General features: G+C 61.6%; 24 protein-coding genes and 1 riboswitch. Of the genes, 10 read left to right on the top strand and 14 right to left on the bottom strand.

The annotated features are described in order from the left end of the window. Positions 1–78 precede the first annotated feature (78 nt). The 3 genes from ACF8K2_RS24050 to ACF8K2_RS24040 all read right to left on the bottom strand — a co-directional run bounded on the left by ACF8K2_RS24050 (position 79) and on the right by ACF8K2_RS24040 (position 5,404). Positions 79–1,443 carry a DUF1329 domain-containing protein gene (locus ACF8K2_RS24050; RefSeq protein ID WP_392468097.1) on the bottom strand — a complete coding sequence of 455 codons (1,365 nt, stop codon included), beginning with the start codon at positions 1,441–1,443 and terminating at the stop codon, positions 79–81. A gap of 26 nt (positions 1,444–1,469) precedes the next feature. Continuing rightward, positions 1,470–3,389, bottom strand: a complete 1,920-nt coding sequence (locus ACF8K2_RS24045; RefSeq protein ID WP_312154382.1) for a DUF1302 domain-containing protein — start codon at positions 3,387–3,389, stop codon at positions 1,470–1,472. Positions 3,390–3,721: 332 nt separating this feature from the next. After that, on the bottom strand, positions 3,722–5,404 hold the full coding sequence (locus ACF8K2_RS24040) for a fatty acid--CoA ligase (RefSeq protein ID WP_392468093.1): 1,683 nt from the start codon (positions 5,402–5,404) through the stop codon (positions 3,722–3,724). Between the two features lie 307 nt (positions 5,405–5,711). Between ACF8K2_RS24040 and ACF8K2_RS24035 the strand changes: the two genes are divergently transcribed. From ACF8K2_RS24035 to ACF8K2_RS24025, 3 genes are all read left to right on the top strand, one after another. Beyond that, positions 5,712–6,677, top strand: a complete 966-nt coding sequence (locus tag ACF8K2_RS24035) for a 2-hydroxyacid dehydrogenase (protein ID WP_392468090.1) — start codon at positions 5,712–5,714, stop codon at positions 6,675–6,677. A 51-nt stretch (positions 6,678–6,728) separates the two neighbouring features. After that, a complete protein-coding gene (locus ACF8K2_RS24030; RefSeq protein WP_392468087.1) occupies positions 6,729–7,727 on the top strand; it encodes a methyltransferase in 999 nt (332 codons plus the stop codon). A gap of 40 nt (positions 7,728–7,767) precedes the next feature. Next, positions 7,768–7,888: riboswitch (yybP-ykoY riboswitch) on the top strand. A gap of 91 nt (positions 7,889–7,979) precedes the next feature. Further along, on the top strand, positions 7,980–8,564 hold the full coding sequence (locus ACF8K2_RS24025) for a TMEM165/GDT1 family protein (RefSeq protein WP_186554301.1): 585 nt from the start codon (positions 7,980–7,982) through the stop codon (positions 8,562–8,564). 53 nt (positions 8,565–8,617) lie between these two features. On the opposite strand, the gene ACF8K2_RS24020 is transcribed toward ACF8K2_RS24025, so the two are convergent. The 4 genes from ACF8K2_RS24020 to ACF8K2_RS24005 all read right to left on the bottom strand — a co-directional run bounded on the left by ACF8K2_RS24020 (position 8,618) and on the right by ACF8K2_RS24005 (position 10,612). Continuing rightward, complete coding sequence (locus ACF8K2_RS24020) at positions 8,618–9,433, bottom strand: M48 family metallopeptidase (RefSeq protein WP_186554168.1); 816 nt, start codon at positions 9,431–9,433, stop codon at positions 8,618–8,620. 99 nt (positions 9,434–9,532) lie between these two features. Beyond that, positions 9,533–10,153, bottom strand: a complete 621-nt coding sequence (locus tag ACF8K2_RS24015; protein ID WP_392468082.1) for an SOS response-associated peptidase — start codon at positions 10,151–10,153, stop codon at positions 9,533–9,535. 13 nt (positions 10,154–10,166) lie between these two features. Beyond that, positions 10,167–10,427 (bottom strand): putative signal transducing protein, encoded by a 261-nt coding sequence (locus ACF8K2_RS24010; RefSeq protein WP_186554170.1) that lies wholly within the window; start codon positions 10,425–10,427, stop codon positions 10,167–10,169. Further along, the gene (locus tag ACF8K2_RS24005; RefSeq protein ID WP_264234745.1) at positions 10,427–10,612 is read right to left on the bottom strand and encodes a CPXCG motif-containing cysteine-rich protein; all 186 of its coding nucleotides are present in this window, start codon (positions 10,610–10,612) and stop codon (positions 10,427–10,429) included. The genes ACF8K2_RS24010 and ACF8K2_RS24005 overlap by 1 nt, the downstream gene beginning before the upstream one ends. A 121-nt stretch (positions 10,613–10,733) precedes the next feature. Here ACF8K2_RS24005 and ACF8K2_RS24000 point away from each other — a divergent pair, with 121 nt between their 5' ends. Continuing rightward, complete coding sequence (locus ACF8K2_RS24000) at positions 10,734–11,903, top strand: 1-acyl-sn-glycerol-3-phosphate acyltransferase (RefSeq protein ID WP_392468078.1); 1,170 nt, start codon at positions 10,734–10,736, stop codon at positions 11,901–11,903. A 31-nt stretch (positions 11,904–11,934) separates the two neighbouring features. On the opposite strand, the gene ACF8K2_RS23995 is transcribed toward ACF8K2_RS24000, so the two are convergent. Then, positions 11,935–12,195, bottom strand: coding sequence for a hypothetical protein (locus ACF8K2_RS23995; RefSeq protein WP_264234743.1), 261 nt, complete (start codon positions 12,193–12,195; stop codon positions 11,935–11,937). 159 nt (positions 12,196–12,354) lie between these two features. Between ACF8K2_RS23995 and ACF8K2_RS23990 the strand changes: the two genes are divergently transcribed. Continuing rightward, positions 12,355–12,561 carry a hypothetical protein gene (locus tag ACF8K2_RS23990; RefSeq protein WP_186554174.1) on the top strand — a complete coding sequence of 69 codons (207 nt, stop codon included), beginning with the start codon at positions 12,355–12,357 and terminating at the stop codon, positions 12,559–12,561. A gap of 164 nt (positions 12,562–12,725) precedes the next feature. Here ACF8K2_RS23990 and ACF8K2_RS23985 read toward each other — a convergent pair whose 3' ends face one another. Further along, positions 12,726–13,310, bottom strand: a complete 585-nt coding sequence (locus tag ACF8K2_RS23985; RefSeq protein WP_186554175.1) for a YajG family lipoprotein — start codon at positions 13,308–13,310, stop codon at positions 12,726–12,728. Between the two features lie 145 nt (positions 13,311–13,455). Between ACF8K2_RS23985 and ACF8K2_RS23980 the strand changes: the two genes are divergently transcribed. Together ACF8K2_RS23980 and mqo are read left to right on the top strand one after the other, a co-directional pair. Beyond that, positions 13,456–13,689, top strand: coding sequence for a hypothetical protein (locus ACF8K2_RS23980; RefSeq protein ID WP_392468073.1), 234 nt, complete (start codon positions 13,456–13,458; stop codon positions 13,687–13,689). A gap of 605 nt (positions 13,690–14,294) precedes the next feature. Further along, entirely contained in the window at positions 14,295–15,800 is a 1,506-nt protein-coding gene (mqo, locus tag ACF8K2_RS23975; RefSeq protein WP_186554177.1) for a malate dehydrogenase (quinone), read from the top strand. A 108-nt stretch (positions 15,801–15,908) separates the two neighbouring features. On the opposite strand, the gene ACF8K2_RS23970 is transcribed toward mqo, so the two are convergent. From ACF8K2_RS23970 to ACF8K2_RS23960, 3 genes are all read right to left on the bottom strand, one after another. Next, entirely contained in the window at positions 15,909–16,199 is a 291-nt protein-coding gene (locus ACF8K2_RS23970) for a PA4642 family protein (protein WP_186554178.1), read from the bottom strand. Positions 16,200–16,267: 68 nt separating this feature from the next. Then, on the bottom strand, positions 16,268–16,738 hold the full coding sequence (locus tag ACF8K2_RS23965; RefSeq protein ID WP_264234740.1) for a hypothetical protein: 471 nt from the start codon (positions 16,736–16,738) through the stop codon (positions 16,268–16,270). A gap of 112 nt (positions 16,739–16,850) precedes the next feature. Then, entirely contained in the window at positions 16,851–17,408 is a 558-nt protein-coding gene (locus ACF8K2_RS23960) for a hypoxanthine-guanine phosphoribosyltransferase (protein WP_186554180.1), read from the bottom strand. Between the two features lie 165 nt (positions 17,409–17,573). Here ACF8K2_RS23960 and upp point away from each other — a divergent pair, with 165 nt between their 5' ends. Then, entirely contained in the window at positions 17,574–18,212 is a 639-nt protein-coding gene (upp, locus tag ACF8K2_RS23955) for a uracil phosphoribosyltransferase (protein ID WP_186554181.1), read from the top strand. A gap of 2 nt (positions 18,213–18,214) precedes the next feature. Beyond that, positions 18,215–19,489: a uracil-xanthine permease family protein gene (locus ACF8K2_RS23950; protein WP_186554182.1), complete on the top strand. Its 1,275-nt coding sequence runs from the start codon at positions 18,215–18,217 to the stop codon at positions 19,487–19,489. Between the two features lie 135 nt (positions 19,490–19,624). Here the strand turns inward: ACF8K2_RS23950 and hemH are convergent, their stop codons facing one another. Both hemH and ACF8K2_RS23940 read right to left on the bottom strand, forming a co-directional pair. Then, positions 19,625–20,638: a ferrochelatase gene (hemH, locus tag ACF8K2_RS23945; RefSeq protein WP_392468064.1), complete on the bottom strand. Its 1,014-nt coding sequence runs from the start codon at positions 20,636–20,638 to the stop codon at positions 19,625–19,627. 13 nt (positions 20,639–20,651) lie between these two features. Then, on the bottom strand, positions 20,652–21,557 hold the full coding sequence (locus ACF8K2_RS23940; RefSeq protein WP_392468061.1) for a TIGR01777 family oxidoreductase: 906 nt from the start codon (positions 21,555–21,557) through the stop codon (positions 20,652–20,654). Between the two features lie 187 nt (positions 21,558–21,744). On the opposite strand from ACF8K2_RS23940, the gene ACF8K2_RS23935 reads away from it, so the two are divergent. After that, positions 21,745–22,731, top strand: coding sequence for an NAD(P)/FAD-dependent oxidoreductase (locus tag ACF8K2_RS23935; protein ID WP_186554185.1), 987 nt, complete (start codon positions 21,745–21,747; stop codon positions 22,729–22,731). Positions 22,732–22,813 lie beyond the last annotated feature (82 nt).

Below are 22,813 nucleotides of genomic sequence, written 5' to 3'. Positions count from 1 at the left end.
CCCAGACACCGCAGGAAATCAAAACGCCCCGGCAAGCCGGGGCGTTCTGGGAGTCACACGGAGTTGCTCGCTTTCAGCTTAGCGCACACCGTCCTGGCGTAGCGCTGCGGGCTGGAAGTCGCTCTTGCTGGCAGTGAAGCCGAAGTCGTAAGCCCTCTTCTCTTCGTTCTTCATGCCCAGCGCCAGGTAGCGACCCGACTGCAAGTCATAGATCGCTTCCAGCGTGTACCACGGCACTTCGACGTTGTAGTAGTCCTGCGAGTGCGCCTCGGAGACGCGCCACAGCTGATTACGGCCGTCGTACTGGTCGATCACCGCAGCTTGCCAGGTGTCTTCGTCGATGTAGAAATCACGCTTGGCGTAGATGTGGCGCTGGCCCGGCTTGAGGGTTGCCACCACATGCCACACACGACGCAGCTCGTAACGGGTCAGGTCCTGGTTGATGTGACCGGCCTTGAGGATGTCGGCGTACTTGAGCGTCGGTGAATCGAGCTTGTAGCTGTTGGAGGCAATGTACAGCTCCTTCTTGCCTTCCAGCTTCCAGTCGTAGCGGTCTGGCGCGCCGTTGTACATGTCGAGGTTATCGGAGGTGCGCAGACCATCGGCAGCGGTACCTGGACCGTCGTAGGAGACCTGCGGCGCCTGGCGTACCCGGCGTTGACCGGCGTTGTAGATCCACGCCTTGCGTGGCTCCTTGACCTGGTCAAGCGTCTCGTGGACCAGCAGCACAGTACCGGCCAGGCGCGCCGGCGCGGTTACCTTCTGCTTGAAGTAGAACAGGATGTTGCCTGGGTTGGCTGGGTCGAAATCCTTCATCCGATCACGGAAGACAAACTGATCCTGGAAGTACACCAAGCTGTAGGAACCGTTCTGCTGCGGGGTTGCCTGGGTCACCAGGCGTGTCACGCTACCGCCACGATAACGGGTGATGTGGTTCCAGATGACCTCGACACCGCTCTTGGGAATCGGGAAGGGTACCGCAGTCTGGAAATCGTTCAGGCCGTTGCCGCCTTCGACCAGGGTAGTCTTGGTGGCGTTCTGCTTGATGGCGGCGAACACCGCCGCAGGCACGGTAGAACCACGATGGGTCGGGTAGACCGGAATCTTGTAGGTCTCGGGATAGCGCTTGAACATCGCCACCTGGCCAGGCGAGAGCTTGTCCTTGTATTGATCGACGTTCTGCGCGGTGATGGTGAACTTGGGTTGCTCACTGCCATATGGATCGGACAGGAAACCTTTGCTATCTACGCTACCGGCAGTTTTCGACAGCGGTTGCCAAGCGGTGATAGAGCCGTCGGCATTGCCGGCCTTTTCTGCGCCCATCGGCGTCAGGGTGGTGCCCAGCTTGGCCGCCTCGTCAGCGGAAACCGCAGCCATGACGCTGGTCGCCAGCAGGGACATGCCCAGCACACCGGCTTTCAGCAGACTTCTGGTCTTGTTCATTGTCGTGTCGTCCTGGATCAATGTTCTTAGAAGTTCACACCGAAGCTGAGCGCGATGAAGTCGCGGTCATCCACAGTGGTGTACTTGCCGTCGAAGAAGTTGGTGTACGACAGGTTCGCCGTGTAGGTGTTCTGGTACTCGGCTTCCAAGCCCAGACTGACCGCCTTGCGGCCTTCCTCGAAGTTGCCGCCAGGGCCTGGCGAGTAACCGTCGACGTCATGCGACCAGGCCACGCTTGGGCGCAGGTTGACCCCGGCGAAGACGTTGTTGTAGTCCCAGATCGCGCGGATGCGATAGCCCCACGAATCGCTGGTGGTGTAGCCGTCGTTTTCGCAGTAACGCGAAACGTTGTTGGCATCGGCAGTACCCAGGGTGCTGCTGTTCAGCGCCTGGCACTGGCCATTTGGCAGCGGGCCTGGGCCGTAGACCGGGTCTCGGCCATAACGCGCCTTGGAGGTGCTTTCCAGACCGCCGACGTGAGTCCAGCCGACCTCACCCACCATGGTCAAGCGTTCTGCACCCATGACCTGGTCGAAGAAGTGGGTGAAGGTGGTCTGCAGCTGGGTGATTTCCTTACGGCGATAGCCTGGCTGATCCTGACCTGGGGTGCCTGGGAGCACGGACACATCCGGGTTGAGTGGGGTCAGGCCCGAGAACAGGATATCGGTGGTGTTCAACTGCACGGGCGCGTTCGGCCGGTAGCTGATCTCACCACTCCACGCGGTGCCGGTTGGCAACGTGGTGGAGAAGCTCAGGCCGTACAGACGGATGTCCTCTGGATACTCCACGTAGTAGCTGGAGTTACCCGCGACCACCAGCGGCATCAGGCCCGGCAGCAGGCCCGGCAGCAGCCCAGGCGGTACACCAGCACCGATCAGTGCTCCGGCCAGCCTGTTCGGGTCATAGAACTGCGCATCGGCACCGCGGCCACTGAAGATCGGCGCACGGCTGTGGTAGTTCATGAAGTAGCCACCAAACTCGGTATTGAGCGGCTCGAACATGTAGCGCATGGCCACGCCGAACTGGCCGCTGTCACGTGCATCGCGGTCAGGGCCACGACGTACGATCACACCTTCGTCAGGCGAGCCATAGCTCACGCCCTGGGCGGCCAGGGTAGCGCCGATGGGGCCGGCCAGCGGGCCGAGGCGGCCAGCCAGCGAGTTCTGCGTAGCCAGTACGGCCAGGTTGTTGTCACAGCCGTCGGCGATCACGTCGGGTTGCGAGAAGAAGGTGCCGCAGTTGTCGACGACCGTCTGGTCCCATTCGATCTGGTAGAAGCCTTCCACCGACAGGTTGTCGGTGACGCTCTGCGACAGATAGAACATGTTGACCGGAATCAGGCCTTCCTTGATTTCGGCACCTGGACGGCGAAATGCCGAGACATCGATCGGGTTGATGCTGTTGATGCCACCACCGATGAAGGTGCTTTCACCCCAGCTGACCACCTGCTTGCCCAAACGCACGGTGCCCGGCAGGTCGGCAATGTTGTAGTTGTGGTAGATGAAGGCGTCGAGCAGTTCAGCGCCAGAGGACTGGGCGCCTTCCTTGCGGTTGGAGTCGCTGATGTCTTTGAACTGGCGGTGTTCGTCCTTGAGTTCGAAGTCATACCAGTACTTGCCACGCACGAATACACCGGTGTCGCCGTACTTCAGCTCAAGGTCATGGATACCCTTGAAGATCTTGGAGAAGGTCTCGCCTTTCTTGAAGTTCAGGTGGCCGTCGTCGGAGGTCTGCGACAAGCCTTTGCCGCCGTTGTTGGAACCAATGAGGTTCTTGTTGGGACTGGCCGTCGACCAACTGGCGCCGACAGAGAGCGACGAATCGAACTGACCTTCGATTTCCCCGATGTTGAAACTAACGGCAAACGCGGGACTTGCGAGCGTTGAAGCGAGGCTGACGGCCAGGGGCAGTTTTGCCCGGCGCCAGAACTGGTTTGCAGATTTCATCGACGCTACTCCATGTACTTTTTTGTTATGGCAGTGAGTCCTTTCAAGAACGGTCCGAGCGACCGGTGTGCAGGCTGTTGCCTGCGACGATGCGAGTTGCACGCATCGCCCTCCCCCATTCCTGAAAATCCCCTGGCCCCGACTATAGCCAGCAGGCACAGGCGCTTGATCCCTCTAAAGTGTGATTTGCGTTCCGTGCCTGCCGCTCGCTCCATGACTGTCCGGTGTGCGAGCTGACAGTGCTCAAGCATGGCGCAATTTCTTCATTTGACAAGCCGCCGCGCTCTCTGCAATGCGGGTCACGCCCATTGAGGGGTAACCCGCATGGCCAATCAGAGGGTCGACAGGAAGGCGCTGTTGCTCGCCTGCCACTCGACGATATCCACACGGATGCGCTTTTTGTCGAGCTTGCCGACGCTGGTCTTGGGAATTTCAGTAACAACGGCGATCTGGCTGGGAATCGCCCACTTGTTGATGTGACCCTGCTCGACAAAAGGCTTGAGGTGATCCTTGAGCGTGCGGGCGTCGATGCTCTGCCCTTCACGGATCACCAGCAAGGCGAACGGCCGCTCACCCCACTGCGGGTCGGCCACCCCGACCACTGCCACTTCACGCACAGCGGGGTGACGGCTGATCAAGTCTTCAAGGTCGAGCGAGGAAATCCACTCGCCGCCCGTCTTGATCACATCCTTGATCCGGTCGCGAATGTCGATGTAACCCATGCCGTCGAGGGTGGCGACATCGCCGGTGTGCAGCCAGCCGCCGGCCCACAGCTCGGCGCTTTTTTCCGGCTCCTTGAAATACCCCATCGACAACCAAGGTGCGCGCAACACCAGCTCGCCTTGGGTCTCGCCATCGGCGGGGAGGAAATTACCCGCACCATCGACGATTGCCGCCTCCACCAGTGGCACCGGCACTCCGGCCTTGATCCGATAGGTCACCCGCTCATCCTCGCTGCCGGCCTGCAGCTCGTCATTGAGGTGCGCGGCGGAGATCAGCGGGCAGGTTTCCGACATGCCGTAGGCGGCAGTCAGCTGGATGCCGCGGGCCAGCGCAGCCTCGTACAGCGCACGATTCAAGGCGCTGCCGCCGATGATGATCTTCCAGCCGCCGAAGTCCTGGCCTTGCGAGGAGGGGCAGTTGATCAGCATCTGCAAAATGGTCGGCACACAGTGGGAGAAGGTGACCTTCTCCTCGCGCCACAGCTTGACCAGCATGTCCGGCTCGTAGCGCCCAGGGTAGACCTGCTTCATGCCCAGCATGGTCGCCGCATAGGGAATGCCCCAGGCATGCACATGGAACATCGGCGTGATGGGCATGTAGACGTCATTGCTGCCCAGCAAGCGCACGCTGTCGATACTGCCGGTCACCGACGCCTCGGCCAGCGTGTGCAATACCAACTGGCGGTGGGTGAAGTAGACGCCCTTGGGGTTACCGGTAGTACCGGTGGTGTAGAAGGTGGTGGCCACCGAGTTCTCATCGAAGTCGGGGAAGTCGTACTGCGGGCTGGCAGCGGCCAGCAGTTGCTCATATTCACCGACCAGGTTCGGCAGCTCGGCGCTCTTGTCCGGGCCGTCAGTCAACAGCAAGGTCTTGTCGACGGTGGTCAATTGCCCGGCAATGCCTTGGTAGAGACCCACGAAGTCGCTATTGACCAGCACCAGGCGATCTTCAGCGTGGTTCATGGTGTAGAGAATCTGCTCAGGCGACAGGCGCACGTTGATGGTGTGCACCACCGCCCCGATCATCGGGATGGCGAACATGCATTCCAGGTAACGGTGGCTGTCCCAGTCCATCACCGCCACGGTGTCGCCCGCCTTGACCCCAGCCTGGGTCAGCACATTGGCCAGCCGCGCGATGCGCTCGACCAACTGGGGATAAGTCAGCCGCAGCTGGTCGCGATAGACGATTTCGCGGGTTTTCTCATAGCGGCTGCCAGACATCAGCAGGCGTTTGATCAACAGTGGGTACTGGTAGGCACCTTCGGCGGGCTTGATGATGCGGGTCTGCAACATGGGTATCCCTTTTGTCGAATACGGGCGGGTCTGGGTATTTACGCTGTCGTTACTCTAGATCGGCGATGTGACAGCCAAATCAGCCGAAGGAATGATTTGCATGTGGCAGGTATGAGTGGCGTTGACGCGATACCTGCACGACCTTGACACTGGGGCACGCCTGGGGCTGTTGCGCAGCCCATCGCAGGCTTGCCCAGCCCCTACAGGTCATGCGCAATTGTTGTAGAAGCTGGCTTGTCGGGGCGCCGAACCGCTGCGATAGGCCGCGCAGCGGCCCCCGATCACGCCCCAGCCACCGGAGCCTTTCATGCCCAGCCCGCGCCGCGCCGTCTTTCTTGATCACCAGTCACTGGACCTGGGTGACCTCGACCTGTCACCTCTGGCTAGCCAATTCGACCACCTGCAGCTGTACCCGTCGACCAGTGCCGAGCAGGTCGCCAAGCGCTTGCAGGGCGCAACCGCGGTAATCAGCAACAAGGTCCAGCTCGATGCCGCGACCCTGGCCGCCAACCCGCAGCTCAAGCTGATCCTGGTAGCGGCCACCGGCACCAACAACGTTGACCTGCAAGCGGCCCGCGCCCAAGGCATCACCGTGTGCAACTGCCAAGGCTACGGCACCCCCTCGGTCGCCCAGCACACCATCGCCCTGCTGCTAGCCCTGGCCACGCGCCTGTGCGACTACAACCAGGCGGTGCGCGACGGGCACTGGGCCAAGGCCAGCCAGTTCTGTCTGCTGGACTTCCCGATTGTCGAGCTGGAAGGCAAAACCCTCGGCCTGCTCGGCCAGGGCGAGCTGGGCGGCGCCGTGGCGCGCCTGGCCGAAGCGTTCGGCATGCGCGTGCTGAGCGGGCAGATCCCGGGTCGCCCGGAGCGCCCCGAACGCTTGCCTCTGGATGAGCTGCTGCCGCAAGTCGATGCCCTCACCCTGCATTGCCCTCTCAATGACCACACCCGGCACATGATCAGCAGCGCACAACTGGCGTTGCTCAAGCCTGGCGCGTTGGTGGTCAACACCGCCCGCGGCGGCCTGATCGACGAACAGGCCCTGGCCGCTGCCCTGCGCAGCGGCCACCTGGGCGGTGCGGCCACCGACGTGCTCAGTGTCGAGCCGCCAGTCAATGGCAATCCACTGCTGGCCAGCGACATTCCCCGCCTGATCATCACCCCGCACAGCGCCTGGGGTGCGGTGGAATCGCGCCAGCGTATCGTCGGCCAACTGAGTGAGAACGCCCAGGCGTTCTTTGCTGGTCAGCCGCGCCGCGTGGTCAGCTGAGCCAAGGCGGCCTCTGCTACACTGCGCGACTTTTTTCAGGAGGCGTCGTCCATGGACCCGCGCAGTGAAGTGTTGCTCCGTCAGGCGGAGTTGTTCCAAGGCTCGGTGCTGCTCGCCGGCCTGCCCGCCGACGACCTGCTCAGCCAGTTGCCGCAGGCCCATGGCTGGACCTGGCACGCTGGCGATCAAACGATGCTCGAGGCACGCTTCGCCGGGCGCAACCAGCATGGCGTCGATGTGCCGGACGTAGCGTTCGACGCCGCCGTGCTGTTTCTGCCCAAGTCACGCGAACTTGCCGCCTACCTGCTCAACGCCCTGGCCTCGCGCCTGGCCGGTCGCGAGCTGTATCTGGTTGGCGAGAAACGCGGGGGTATCGAAGGCGCGGCCAAGCAGCTGCAGGCCTTCGGCAAACCGCGCAAACTCGACAGCGCGCGGCATTGCCAGCTGTGGCAAGTGACGGTGGAAAACGCCCCGCAAGCAAAACCCCTGGAAAGCCTGGCTGAGCGCTTTGAGCTGGAGCTGGCCGACGGCCCACTGAAGATCGTCAGCCTGCCCGGGGTGTTCAGCCATGGTCGCCTCGATCGCGGCACTGCGCTATTGCTCGAGCACTTGGACGGCTTGCCGGTCGGCCATGTGCTGGACTTTGGCTGCGGCGCCGGGGTGATCGGCTCGATCATCAAGCGACGCTACCCGGACAGCCAGGTCACCTTGCTCGATGTGGATGCTTTTGCCGTTGCCAGCAGCCGGCTGACCTTGGCCGCCAATGGTCTGCAGGGCGAGGTCATCAGCGGTGATGGCATCGATGCCGCGCCGCGCGATCTGCAGGTCATTTTGAGCAACCCTCCGTTCCATACCGGGGTACATACCAACTACCAGGCCTCGGAAAACCTGCTGAAAAAATCAGCAGAACATCTGCGATCCGGTGGCGAACTTCGCCTAGTGGCCAACACCTTCCTGCGCTACCAACCGTTCATCCAGGAGGCCTTGGGCAACTGCCGGACGCTGACCGAAGCAGGCGGCTTTCGCATCTACCAGGCCAAGCGCGGTTGAAAAATAGCGCTTGCCCAAACGCATTGGCCTAGGCAGAATCCGCTCCGTCCTAGGGGAGTAGTCTCCCGCAAGCACCCTCGCTTGCCCGGTACGCGTCAACACACTTGGTCCACAGACCATGGCGCGTACGACCCACGGTCCGCGCAGACGGATCCAGGGTTTGACAAGACCTATGACACGCACACCTTACCCGGGGCGGGAAGGCTGTACGTGTCATAGCCGTGTCGACCCGCCCCCGTAGGAACCCTGATGCTGGAATCCCTGTTGGTCCCCACCGCAATCGTTGCGCTCGCTGAAATCGGCGACAAGACGCAACTGCTCGCGCTCATACTCGCCGCTCGCTTTCGCAAGCCCTGGCCAATCATCGCCGGTATCGTCGCCGCCACCCTGGCCAACCATGCCGCTGCGGGCGCAGTCGGTGCGTGGGTCAGTGGTTTCTTCAGCGAGAGCGTGTTGCACTGGATCCTGGCTGCCAGCTTCACCGCCACCGCGTTGTGGACGTTGGTTCCGGACAAGATGGACGATGACGAAAGCAGCGCTGCGCGCCGGTTCGGGCCTTTCCTGACGACGCTGATCGCATTCTTCCTGGCAGAGATCGGCGACAAGACGCAGGTCGCCACGGTGATGCTCGCTGCGCAGTATCCGCACCTGATCATGGTCATCATCGGCACCACCCTGGGCATGCTGATTGCCAACGTGCCGGTGGTACTGGCGGGTAATTTTGCTGCCGACAAACTGCCACTGACGCTGATTCGTCGTCTGGCGGCTGCGGCATTCGTGGTGCTGGCGATCGTCGCGGTGTATTCGGCGATGAAGACCAGTGGCTGGATAGGCTAAGGGGCTGGATCATGAAATGACTGGGGCCGCACAGCAGCCCCAGTCGATTCAAGTTACTTCTTGGCAGCTTGATACAACGGCATCACCTTGGGGATGGCCGCTTGCAGCGAAGCGATCCGGCTGCTGGACGCCGGGTGAGTGCTCATGAACTCAGGCGGGGCGCCTTCGGAGGCCTTGCTCATCTTGTTCCACAGGGTGATCGCAGCGTTCGGGTTGTAGCCGGCACGCGCCGACAGCTCCAAACCAATCAAGTCAGCCTCGTTCTCGTTGGCGCGGCTGTTGGGCAAGGTCATGGCGTAGTTCACCACGGTGTCGGCCAGCGCCATGCTGTCCTGGCCCAACCCCAGCAGGGCACCGGCACCGGAGCGCGCCATCTGTACGCCATACGCCTTGGACATGGCTTCGCGGCCATGCTCACGCAGGGCGTGGGCAATTTCGTGGCCCATCACGGCGGCGATTTCGTCATCGGTCAATTTGAGCTGATCGATCAGGCCGGTGTAGACGATGATCTTGCCGCCAGGCCCGCAGTTGGCGTTGAGCTCGTCGCTCTTGATCACGTTGACTTCCCATTTCCACTGCGCCGCATCCGGGCGGAACTGTGGCGCCTGGGCGATCAGCCGATCGGCGATGGCCTGCACGCGTTTGGCTTCGGCGCTGCTTTTGTCCAACACGCCTTTGCTCGATGCCTCGCTGAGGGTCTGCTGGTACGACTGGGCGTACATCTGGTTGACCTCATCGGTCGAGAGCATGCTGAACATGTACTGCTTGCGCTCCACGCCTACGGCGCCACCACTGGTGGTATTCACCGCCTGGCAGCCGCCGAGCAGGACGCTGGCACTCAACATGCTGACAACAAATGACTTACGCATAAAACACTCCCTATTTACGTGCCGCGTATCCTAGGGCCAGACGCTTGAGCCCGCTAGAGCCGCAGGGAAGATTTATCGCGAGGACTTTCTGATAGTCCATCAAGCCGGGGTCAGGCACTCCGGCGCATCGAGCTTCGGATCATTGACGAAGTTGGCCAACGCCCGCTCACGCAAGGCTGCCGGCGGGCTCGCCAACAGCTCATGCAAACGCGCCACCGGCGTATCCGGATCAAGCCACGCGGCCTGGCCTGCCTCATCGAGGATCAACGGCCGGCGCTGGTTCACCGCTGCCTGGGTGACCACCGCACAACTGAGCCACACCTGCTCCTGAACAGGATACGCCTCCCACACTGCCGCGAAAAACAGCGAAGCACCTTCGCCCGGCGTCAGCCAGTAAGGCCGCTTGCGCACGCTGCCGCGCCACTCATAAAAGCCGTTGGCGGGCATCAGGCAGCGCCGCTGGCGGAACGCCTCACGGAACATCGGCTGCTCGGCGAGGGTCTCGGCGCGGGCTTGAGCCGGAGTCCGGGACAAGTCGGTCAACCAAGGCGGGGTCAGGCCCCAGCGAGCCCTGGCCAGCTGCGGCTGGCCGTCGACCTGGCGCTGGATGATCACCGAGGCGCCAGGTGAGATGTTCCATTGCGCCTGCTGGTCGGCAGGGTATCCCGGCAACGCGACAAACGCCGGGGACCAGCGAAACAGGGCATAACGTCCACACATGGCGATAAACAACCTAGCAAATCAGGGTTCCGGGAACACTTTCCGGCTCGTCGCCAGCAAGTGGCTGGGCAGCATTGTACGCATCGATCAGCTGGCGTGCGTACTCGGCCTGTTCATCGTGCACTGCCAGCCCAAGCAGCCCTTGCATCGGCAGCTCACCTGCGGCGCCAACCAGGTCTCGTCCGACCAGGTGCCCATGGATGCCCTCACTGGCGAGCATGGCAAGCAGCAATTCGGCCTCCAGCAGGCCTTCGGGCTCATAGATTCGTTGCATCAGGCGTCATCCTCGCGCTTCACATCGAGCATCCATTCGTCACCATGCACCTGCAGGATGAAGAGAATAGGACGACAGCAGACCTGGCAGTCCTCGATGTAGGTTTGATCACCGCCCGACAAGTCGAGGGTGGTCTCGACCTCTTCACCACAATATGGGCAGTCGTAGATGGCTGATTCCAGCATCGCGGCCTCCGCAGTGACTTGTGCGTATAATTGCCGGTCTATTTACAGGGCCTGCGTGTGTCCGAGCCGTTTTTCGGAACCGATCCCTACCTATTACCCTAGCCGTTTCCAACAAGAGAGCATGATGGGCGAATTCGATGCCATCCGACCGTACGACGACGCTGAGGTCCCTGCCGTTCTGGCACGCCTGCTCAGCGACCCGGCATTCCTCGATATCCTCACCCACTTCCGCTTCCCGCGCGCCGCGGGCGCCCTCGGCTGGCTGCTCAAGCCGCTGATCGCCCGCCGCCTGCGCAAAGAGTTCGCCGGGGTGACCTGCGTGTCGACCCTGCAGGACAAAGTCGAGTACTACGTCGACCAGACCATCGAGCGCGCCACCGATGGCGTGACGTATTCTGGCGTCGAGCAGCTCAAGTCGGGCACCGCGTATCTGTTCCTGGCCAACCACCGCGACATCGTCATGGACCCGGCCTTCGTCAACTACGCGGTGTATCACGCGGGCCTGCCGACCCCGCGCATCGCCATCGGTGACAACCTGCTGCAAAAGCCGTTCGTCAGCGACATGATGCGCCTGAACAAGAGTTTCATCGTCCATCGCTCGCTCAGCGGTCGGCGCGAGAAGCTCGCGGCCTACCAGTTGCTATCGGCTTATATCAATCATTCGATCCGCAACGATGGCGCCTCGATCTGGATCGCCCAGGCCGAAGGCCGCGCCAAGGACGGTGACGACCGCACCGATTCGGCGATCCTCAAGATGTTCCACATGAGCCGCAAGGACGAGCCATTCGGCGCGGTGATCCAGGGCTTGAACCTGACCCCGGTATCGATCAGCTACGAATATGACCCATGCGATCAGGCCAAGGCCCGGGAGTTGTATATCCGCGCGACCACCGGCACCTACAAGAAGGCGCCTGGCGAGGATGACAACAGCATTGCCTTGGGGATTACCGGCTATAAAGGTCGGGTGCACATCAACTTTGCCCCGCCGGTGACCGAGTTCTTCGAGGACACCAAGCAACTGGCGCAGGAAATCGACCGGCAGATCCTCGGCGGCTACCGCTTGTTCCCGGTGCATTACCTGGCGTATGCCATGTGGAGCGAGGCCGATCCTGCGCTGCAGGTGCCGAACGCGGACAAGCTGTTCCCTGCTGAAGAATTGGCGCGCGCCAAGCAAGAATGGCAGCGCCGCCTGGATGCCTGCCCGGTCGAGCAGCAACCCTATCTGGTGCTGCAATATGCAACGCCGGTGCGCAACCAATATCAGGTCAAGGCGCAAAGCCCGGTAGCCTGAATGCGCTGGGGCCGCTAGGCGGCCCCCCTGCTTAGATCCAGGTGCTGAACCAGGACAACAGCAGCGCCATCGCCAGGCACGAGAAGCCGAGGATGTAGTAGTAGCGCGGCACGCGACGGTCGAAGGCATCGACCAACCCTTCATCGACCGCCAGGCTCTCGCGGGTCATCACCGCGCGACGCCGGGCACTCTGCAGCAGTAGCCCGCCAGGGCAGGTAATCAACAGGGCAAGCAGGTTGATCAGCTTGCCTGGGTGGGAAGCCAACAGCCCCCAGAGCACTTGCAACGACATTGCACGACCTCGGAATTGCCACAACGAAAGCCCGGCATTCTACTCAAGCCCATCGCGCGCGCCGATTTTTTACGACCAACTGTCACTAAATTTCATCTGTCACATGCTCGTCATCAGAACAGGCCACCCTGTCGGCCTTTTCTTCTCACGGAGCTAGTCATGCTGCATGCCGAAAACCAGGACCGCCTCTACCTCGTTGCCCAGAGCGATGAACAACAGGCGCTGATCGATGGTTTTGCCATCAATGTGCAGGACCGCCAGTGGCTGGTGTATTGCGCCTTGGGTGGGCATGCGCATGAAGATCTACCAGAGGTGGATGGGCAGACCGGGTTGAGCTGGTTGGATTTTCATATTGAAGCAGCCTGAGGCCGAATAGTGGGCATTGTCATGTCTGGACAGGCCTCATCGCGGGGCAAGCCCGCTCCCACGGACCAACGACCTTTGTAGGAGCGGGGCTGCCCCGCGATGAGGCCGGTCCAGACACAAAAAAGCCCGCTAAGACAGCGGGCTTTTGCATTACAGCGGGCGTATTACTCGGCCAGCACCTGACCAATGGTCGGATCCTTGAACAGACGCGTCAGCGCATCGCTCAGCACGTCGCTGACCAGCTTGGTGTTGGTTTCCTGGTTCGGCGCCATGCCGAAGCGCTGGTCCAGGGAGGCGCCGTAACGGCCGCTGTAGCGGCGGTTGGCGTTCGACACGTCTGCACGGAAGGTGGCGCCGATGGTCGCCTCGGTCACGTACATCTTGTCCTTGGGCGACTGGTACTTGAGCTCGGCCAGGGTCACGGTCAACTGCGGCGCATTGGAGGCATTCGGGGTCGGGGTGAAGCCCAGCAGACGCACAGCCGCTTCAGCCTGGGCCTGCAGCTTGGGCACGACATCGTTGCCGTTGACGCTGATGGTGCTGGTCTCGGGGTACATGCCACCGCGGGTGCCGAGCGACTGCGAAGCACGCCCATCAACCACCTTGACCACCACCGGCTGGCCACGCCCGACCGGATTGAGCTGGGCCGTGAGTTTGGGCTGCGGGCTGAGTTGTTGCGGGCTGTGGGCACAACCGACCAGGCTCAGGCTGGCCACCGCGATCAAACCGAACAGCAGACGTTGCAACATGCGCGTTTCTCCAGAAAATGCGGCAAAGGCCCACAGTATACCCAGCCCCACAAGGGCCAGCCATCGGCTAAATCCGCTTGTCACAATGCTTTCATGGCTGAGCCCTTATCCTAGCGCCAGCCCCCTCGAATAGGACTCAACCGCCATGGCCTCGCTCTGGACCTTACTCTTCCACCGCCCGCGCCACCTTACCTATGCTCGCCTGGACTGCGACGGAAAATGCCTGGCATTCAAGCACTGCGGCCAGCCTCCAGCGGGCAGTGGCTGGGTCCAGGTCAGCGAAGCCAAACTGGCTTGGCTGGGCCAACCACTGCCTTGCAGCGCCCGAGTTTGCGCCCGCGCAAGCCGTCACTGGCAGCAACGCAGCCTGCCAGCCTGACAAACGCTGCAATAAAAACCGCGATTAACGACCTTTCTGCCCGCGACATCGTTATAATCTCCCCCCGATTATAAGGACGTCTCCTGATCGGGCCCCGCACCTGCCGATTGACCCCGGCACCTTCACCGCCTCGCCCACAGAGAGCCTTCCACTTCAGGTCTTGCATCGGCTGTCGTGCCTGCTTTTTCTGGCCTTCTGCTTTGCATGAACCTGTGGGTTGCCATCGCGCAGTCCCTTTTTGAGGTTCACGTCTCCAAAAGAGCGTGGAAAAACGGGTTTTCACAACTTCACAAGAGTGTGGCGAGCAAAATGAACAGTCTGGCATGTGCAAAAGCGGCAGATGTGTCCCGAACGGCCCCTAATGGCCGGCAACTTCGCTCATCCTCGATGAGTAACTGAGGCCGGTCCATAACGCACGTCGGATGCCTTGACCATAAGTCGAATTGCCGCACCCGCGGCAACAGCGTTCAATAGATGAACCCTGAGACTGATTGGCGGTGTCCGCGGAAGTTGCAAGAACTGCGAAGAGTCGGACATGGCGAACCTGGCAACCCCAGGGATCCTATGCTGTCAATTAGGTGCTGTAGATTGTGGAGACGCGTTAAATGGCGCAGAACGAATCGGTTGATGTAGTACTGGTAGGCGCGGGCATCATGAGTGCCACCCTGGCCGTACTGCTCAAAGAGCTCGACCCGGCCCTCAAACTGGAGGTCGTCGAAGCGATGGACTCCGGGGCTGCGGAAAGCTCCAACCCTTGGAACAACGCCGGGACCGGTCACGCCGGCCTGTGTGAGCTGAACTATACGCCGCAGGCCGCCGATGGCAGCATCGACATCAAGAAGGCCGTGCACATCAATACCCAGTTCGAGGTTTCGCGCCAGTTCTGGGCTTATTTGAGCAAGAAAGGCAGCTTCGGCTCGCCGCGTGCGTTCATCAACCCCGTGCCACACCTGAGCTACGTCGAAGGTGACAAGGGCGTGTCCTTCCTCAAGAAGCGTTTCGAGCTGCTCAAGCAGCACCACGCCTTCGCTGAGATGGAATACACCGAAGACAAGGCGGTAATGAACGACTGGATGCCGTTGATGATGCCCGGCCGTCCGGCTGACCAGCACATCGCCGCCACCCGCGTATTGAAAGGCACCGACGTCAACTTCGGCGCCCTGACCAACAAGCTGCTCAAGCTGCTGGGCAACAGCCCGGACACCCAGGTCAAGTACAGCAAGAAGGTCATCGGCCTGCGCCGTAACGGCAGCGGCTGGACGGTCAGCATCAAGGACGTCAACAGCGGCAGCACCCGTGAAGTCGACGCCCGCTTTGTCTTCCTCGGCGCCGGCGGCGCGGCACTGCCGCTGCTGCAAGCCTCGGGCATCCCGGAGAGCAAAGGCTTCGGCGGCTTCCCGGTCAGCGGCCAGTGGCTGCGTTGCGACAACCCGGAAATCGTCAAGCAGCACCAGGCCAAGGTCTACAGCCAGGCTGCGGTCGGCGCCCCGCCGATGTCCGTGCCGCACTTGGACACTCGCGTGGTCGATGGCAAGAAATCGCTGCTGTTCGGACCTTACGCCGGTTTCACTACCAAGTTCCTCAAGCACGGTTCGTTCTTCGACCTGCCGCTGTCGGTACGGATGGGCAACATCGGCCCGATGCTGGCGGTAGCGCGCGACAACATGGACCTGACCAAGTACCTGGTCAGCGAAGTGATGCAGTCGATGGAGCAACGCCTCGAGTCGCTGCGCCGCTTCTACCCCGAGGCCAAGGCCGAGGACTGGCGCCTGGAAGTGGCGGGCCAGCGCGTGCAGATCATCAAGAAAGATCCGAAGAAAGGCGGCGTACTGCAGTTTGGTACCGAGCTGGTCTCGGCCCAGGACGGCAGCCTGGCGGCACTGCTGGGCGCCTCCCCAGGTGCTTCGGTGACCGTCTCGATCATGCTTGAGCTGATTGAGCGCTGCTTCCCCGAGCAGGCCAAGGGTGCCTGGGCGGCCAAGCTCAAGGAAATCTTCCCGGCTCGCGAGAAGGTCCTGGCTACCGACGCCGCGCTGTACCGCAAGATCAGCGCCTACAACGACGAAGCGCTGGAAATGGTGGAAAGCAGCCCGGCTCAGCATTACGCCTGAGCTGGCTGAAACGAAAAAACGCCCCTTGGGGCGTTTTTTTGTGCCTGCGATTTTTCATGGGGGGCTGCTTTGCAGCCCCCGGCTCAGCAGGCCGCCGCGCGATCAGAATCAACCACGGGCGTTGTTGATGATCTCGATGTACTCAGGCGCATTGCGCTGATCGGCAATCTGCTCGACGAAGGTCTGGCCATGCTCGTCTTTACCGTCCAGGTCCAAACCGGCCTCGACGAAGAAGCCGACAAAACGCTCGAAGTCGTCAATGCGCAGACCACGGTAAGCCTTGACCAGCTTGTGCACAGACGGCGAGGTCACGCCATCGGCCGGCTCGAACTGAAGAAACGACTTGATGTAGTCGTCGCTGATCTCGTCACCAATCACCTGCTTCTTGTCTTTACGCATTGCCGACTCCAACTGGACCATCACGGAATTTCGAAGGCCGGCAGTTTACCCCTCGCAGCGCGCAAGCCTCAACGCGTACGTACGGTACCGGTGTGCAGATCGGCCCAGATATGGCCATTGGCGTAGGTCAGAAACTGCACATACAGCGTCTCGTTGCGCAGCAAATCCATGATCACCCGGTAGTCAGCGAGCGGATAGTTCAAGGTCAGGGTGCGGGTCTTGTCGTCGTACACCGGCTTCTTCAGGCTCTTGCCACCCTCGCCATCGAAGCTGAGCAGCACTTGGCTGATGGTCGCGCCCTTGCTCAGGGGCTTGCCCTTGAGGCGCATCTGCAATGAAGCGGTAATCGGGATTGGCTGCTGGTCGGACTGACGCTGGGTACCCACCACCACCGAGTAGTCGGTGACTTGCAGCAATTGCTGGCCGGTCGGCGCTTCCTGGCGCAGGGACTGGTCATCGGGCGGAAGGAACTGGCTGTGCAATGGCGCCGCGGACAACGGCAAGCTCACCGCCAGCAGGAGAGGGATAAACGCACGCATGTGAGGCTCCTTGGCATGAAGGGGCACTCTAGCATGAGCGGTTTGCCTGTACTGGCCCTATCGCGGGGCAAGCCGGCTTTGACAGCGGCAGCGCGATAGGGCCAACAGAGCCTTACAGGCCTTTTACGGCAAAGATGCCATTGGCGTTGCGCCAGTAGCCTTTGTAGTCCATGCCGTAACCGAAGATGTAGCGATCGACGCACGGCAGGCCGACGTAGTTGGCCTTCAGGTCAGGGCTGGCCTTGCGGTCGTGGTCCTTGTCGATCAGCACGGCGGTGTACACCGAGCGCGCACCTGCGTGCTTGCAGAAATCGATGATGGCGCTGAGGGTGTGACCTTCGTCGAGGATGTCATCGACGATCAGCACGTCACGGTCGATGAACGACACTTCTGGCTTGGCCTTCCAGAACAGCTCGCCGCCGCTGGTCTTGTTGCGATAGCGGGTGGCGTGCAGGTACGAGGCTTCCAGCGGGAACTGCAAGTGAGTCAGCAGTTTGCCCGCAAAGATCAGGCCGCCGTTCATCACACAGAACACTACCGGGTTCTTGTCGTGCAGCTCTTGGCAGATCTGCTCGCCGACCTTGGCGATAGCGGCCTCTACTTCGGCTTCGTTGTACAGGCAGTCTGCCTCGCGCATGACTTGACGGATGTGCTCGAGATCGGCGGACATGGCGCTCTCCAAGGGGGTCGGAATTGGAAAAGCGGGCAAAGGTACGCATCCGCTCGTCCCAGATCAAGCGTTTATGGACTAACGTGCTGAATGACCAGACGACAGCTCAGGCTGAATAGATTAATCTAGCGCGGTTTTTTTGCCCGCCTCCCGGAGCCCTCCCCTATGCCTACTCGTGAGATCCGCCATCCGCTGATCCGCCACAAGCTCGGCCTGATGCGCCGTGCCGACATCAGCACCAAGAATTTTCGCGAACTCGCCCAGGAAGTCGGCGCGCTCCTGACCTACGAAGCCACTCAAGACCTGCCACTGGAATCCTACGAAATCGACGGCTGGAGCGGTAAAGTCCAGGTCGAGAAAATCGCCGGCAAGAAGATCACTGTAGTGCCAATCCTGCGCGCCGGCATCGGCATGCTCGACGGCGTGCTCAGCCTGATCCCAGGTGCCAAGGTCAGCGCCGTGGGCGTTGCGCGCAACGAGGAAACCCTCGAAGCACACACCTACCTGGAAAAACTCGCCCCCGATATCAACCAGCGCCTGGCGCTGATCATCGACCCAATGCTGGCGACCGGCGCCTCGATGGTCGCCACCATCGACCTGCTGAAAAAAGCCGGTTGCAAGGAAATCCGCGCGATGGTCCTGGTGGCCGCACCCGAAGGGATCGCCACGGTCGAACAGGCTCACCCGGATGTGAGCATCTACACCGCGTCGATCGACCAGTGCCTGAACGAACATGGCTACATCATCCCTGGCCTGGGCGACGCTGGAGACAAGATCTTCGGCACCAAGCAGAAGGACGCCTGACCATGCAGGACGGCTTCAACGACCCGCTCTGGCGCCAGGTCGTCTCGGGCGCGCAGATGCTCTTCGTGGCATTCGGCGCGCTGGTGCTGATGCCGCTGATCACCGGCCTCGATCCTAACGTGGCGCTGTTCACCGCCGGTATCGGCACCTTGCTGTTCCAGCTGGTAACTGGCCGTCAGGTACCGGTGTTCCTCGCCTCCAGCTTCGCCTTCATCACTCCGATCATTCTCGCCAAAGGTCAGTTCGGCCTGGCCGAGACCATGGGCGGGGTGATGGCGGCTGGCTTCGTCTACACCTTCATGGGCTTGATGGTGAAGATCAAGGGCACTGGTTTCATCGACCGCATGCTGCCGCCAGTAGTGATCGGCCCAGTGATCATTTCCATTGGCCTGGCTATGGCACCGATTGCCGCCAACATGGCCATGGGCAAGGGCGGTGACGGCGTGGCGTTGATGCCGTACAAGACAGCGATGCTGATTTCGATGCCGGCGCTGCTCACCACTTTGATCGTGGCAGTGTTCGGCAAGGGTATCTTCCGCCTGGTGCCGATCATCTCGGGCGTACTGGTGGGCTTTGCTCTGTCGTTCGCCTTTGGCGTGGTCGACACTGCCAAGATCGCTGCCGCGCCGTGGCTTGAGCTGCCTAACTTCACCGCTCCGGCTTTCAACTGGCAGGCCATTCTGTTCATCGTGCCGGTTGCCCTGGCGCCAGCGATCGAACACATCGGCGGGGTGATTGCCGTGGGTAGCGTGACCGGTCGCGACTACCTGAAAAAGCCCGGCCTGCACCGCACCCTGCTCGGCGATGGCCTGGCCACGACCGCTGCCGGCCTGTTCGGCGGCCCACCCAACACCACCTACGCCGAAGTGACCGGCGCGGTGATGCTGACCAAGAACTACAATCCGAAGATCATGACCTGGGCGGCGATTTTCGCCATCACCCTGGCCTTCATCGGTAAGTTCGGAGCACTGCTGCAGAGCATTCCGGTGCCCGTGATGGGCGGCATTCTGTGCCTGCTGTTCGGTTCGATTGCTGCGGTGGGCATGAACACCATGATCCGCCACAAGATCGACCTGGGCGAGGCTCGTAACCTGGTGATCGTTTCGGTGACCCTGGTATTCGGTATCGGCGGCGTGCTGATCGGCAGCGGCGACGGCCCTGACGATTGGGGCCTGAAGGGCATCGCCCTGTGCGCCGTGGTGGCCATTGCCCTGAACCTGTTGCTGCCGGGCAATGATGGTTGGAAGAACAAAAAGATGGATGATCAGTTGCCCTGATTGATCACTGACTTCGCACAACGTGGGAGCGGGCTTGTCCCACGATAGCGTACTTGCGGGCAATCAAGCTGCCTGGAGTCATGCTATCGCGGGGCAAGCACGCTCCCACGTTGAGCTTTATATCCGAATCAGCGTTCAGGCCTTTTCACACATCCCCGCCAACACCTTCACCCACTCCGGGTGATCATTCAGGCACGGCACCAGGACCAACTCCTCGCCACCTGCCTCAATAAACTGCTCACGCCCGCGATCACCGATCTCCTCCAGCGTCTCGATGCAGTCCGCGACAAACGCCGGGCACATCACCAGCAGCTTCTTCACGCCCGCCTTGGCCAATTCATCCAGCCGCGTCTCGGTATACGGCTCGATCCACTTGGCTCGGCCCAACCGTGACTGGAACGACACCGACCACTTGCCATCGGCAATGCCCATCTTTTGCGCAAAAGCCTTGGCCGTGGCCAGGCACTGGCCGCGGTAACACACGGCGCGCATCTCGGCGCTGGCATCCTTGCAGCAATCAGCCGCCTGGAAATCATGCCTGCCGGTTGGGTCAAGCTTCTTCAGGTGGCGCTCGGGCAAGCCGTGGAAGCTCAGCAGCAGGTGATCGTAGGGCTGCTCAAGGTGCGGCTTGGCACTGGCGACCAAGGCATCGATGTAGCTTGGCTGGTCATAGAATGGCTGCAGCACGCGCATTTCAAGCGGCAACTGGCGCTCGGCAATGGTCTGCTTGGCGAGTTCGACAACCGTGGTCACCGTGCTGTCGGCGAACTGTGGATACAGGGGCGCCAAGGTCACCTTGCGCACGCCTTGCGCGGCCAATCGAGCGAGCACATCGGGCAGTGCCGGCTGGCCATAGCGCATGGCCATTTCCACCGGACCATGCGACCAATGGTCGACCATCGCCGCTTGCAGGCGGCGGGTCAGCACCACCAACGGAGAACCCTCATCCCACCAGATCGAGGCGTAGGCATGGGCCGACTGTTCCGGGCGCTTGACCAGGATCAGCGACACCAGCAAGCGCCGCACTGGCCACGGCAGGTCAATCACATAGGGGTCCATCAGGAACTGATTGAGGTAGCGGCGTACGTCGGCCACCGAGGTTGAAGCCGGCGAACCCAGGTTGACCAGCAGCAGAGCGTGATCGGTCATGCAGCGTCCTATGTCAGAGGCGGCTGGACAGGTTGTCCAGCGCCGATTGCAGATCGTTGAAGCGGAACGTGAAACCCGCCGCCAGCAAGCGCACCGGGCGCGTACGCTGACCGCCAAGCAGCAAGGTCGACAGCTCGCCCAGCCCGGCCTTGAGCAGCAGCGCCGGCACCGGCAAGCGAGCCGGGCGGTGCAGGGCCTTGCCCAGGCGCTTGGCGAACTCGCGGTTGCGTACTGGCTCTGGCGCGCAGGCATTATAAGGACCGCTGGCGTCGTTGTGCCGCAAGAGAAAATCAATCAGGGCGACCTGGTCGTCTATATGAACCCACGGCATCCATTGCCGACCATCGCCCAGAGGCCCGCCCAGGCCGAGTTTGAACGGCACGCGCAGGCGCGACAAAAAGCCGCCATCACTGGCCAGCACCAACCCCGTGCGCACCAGCACCACGCGAATGCCCAGGGCCTGCGCACGCTGCGCGGTTTCCTCCCAGGCGATGCACAGCTGGCTGGCGAAATCTTCCTTGACCGGCGGCGACGCCTCGGTCAGCTCACGCTCGCCACCATCGCCATACCAGCCGACAGCGGAGCCAGAAATCAACACCTGTGGGCGCTGCTGACGCTGCTCCAGCCAGCCCAGCAACTGCTCGGTGAGGGTAATCCGGCTGGCCCACAGCAGGTGGCGCCGGGCAGCGGTCCATGGCCGATCGGCAATCGGCGCGCCGGCCAGATTGACCACCACATCGACCACATCATCTGCGGCCAGGTCATCTAGACGGGCGATCCCGCGCACGCCCGAACCACACAATCTAGGCACCTGTTCCGGGCGGCGGCTCCAGACAGTCAGGCGATGGCCCTGGTTTATCCAGAACTGGCAAAGGTGCTGGCCGATCAAGCCAGTACCGCCGGTCAGCAATATATGCATGGCTGTGTCCTCGCAGAGGGCGGCCGTGGTCTATTTTTAAGATCAAGGCACTTTTTTGACCGAACGCTCTCGGATAAACATAGGCCAACCTAGCCTATCGAGCGGAATAACCTTATACAAACATTGTGCATTGTACAGGTTTGCCTGACCGCGTAATCTGCTTATAGCAAGGTTCGAAGAGGCCATCATGACAGTACCTATTGCCATCATCGGTGCCGGAATCGCCGGCCTTTCCGCAGCCCAGGCCTTGCAAAAGGCCGGGCAGACCGTCCACCTGTTCGACAAAGGCCATGGCAGCGGTGGGCGCATGGCCAGCAAGCGCAGCGAAGCTGGCGCGCTGGACCTGGGCGCCCAATACTTCACCGCCCGCGACCGACGCTTCGTCGAGCAGGTACAGCAGTGGGTGGCTGCCGGCTGGGCCGAGCAGTGGAAGCCGCAGCTGTATAACTACCGCGACGGCGAGCTAACCCCCTCCCCCGACGAACAGACCCGCTGGGTTGGCGTGCCACGCATGAGCGCGATCACCCGCGGCCTGCTCAAGGATGTCACGGTCAACTTCGGCTGCCGCATCGCCGAGGTATTTCGCGGCAAGCAGTACTGGCATCTGCAGGACACCGAAGGCTGCAGCCATGGCCCGTTCAGCCGCGTGGTGATCGCCGTGCCCGCGCCTCAGGCTACACCTTTGCTGGCCGCCACGCCAAAACTGGCCGCGGTTGCCGCTGGCGTGCAAATGGAGCCGACCTGGGCGATTGCCCTGGCCTTCGAAACGCCACTCGATACGCCGATGCAAGGCTGCTTCGTACAGGACAATCCGCTCGACTGGCTGGCCCGCAACCGTAGCAAGCCAGGCCGCGACGAGCAGTTGGATACCTGGGTACTGCATGCCACTTCAGACTGGAGCAAGCAGCATATCGACCTGAGCAAGGAGGCCGTGATCGAGCAATTGTGGGGTGAGTTCGCCGAACTGGTTGGTTGCGTAGTCCCCGCGCCCTCGTTCGCCCTGGCCCACCGCTGGCTTTACGCACGACCCGCGGGCAACCATGAATGGGGCGCGTTGGCCGATGCCGACCTGGGCTTGTATGCCTGTGGCGATTGGTGCCTGTCGGGCCGGGTCGAGGGCGCTTGGCTGAGCGGGCAAGAGGCGGCCAGACGACTGCTGGAGCACCTGGACTAAGTAACCGGGCAACCTATACAGAAATAATTGTTTGCATAAGTTTATGGCTGTGCTGGAATAGACTTGTACATAAGATACGCCT

This window comes from Pseudomonas sp. xss_2 (assembly GCF_043104195.1).
Lineage (GTDB): Bacteria > Pseudomonadota > Gammaproteobacteria > Pseudomonadales > Pseudomonadaceae > Aquipseudomonas > Aquipseudomonas urmiensis.
This window is presented reverse-complemented; position numbering and strand designations above follow the sequence as displayed.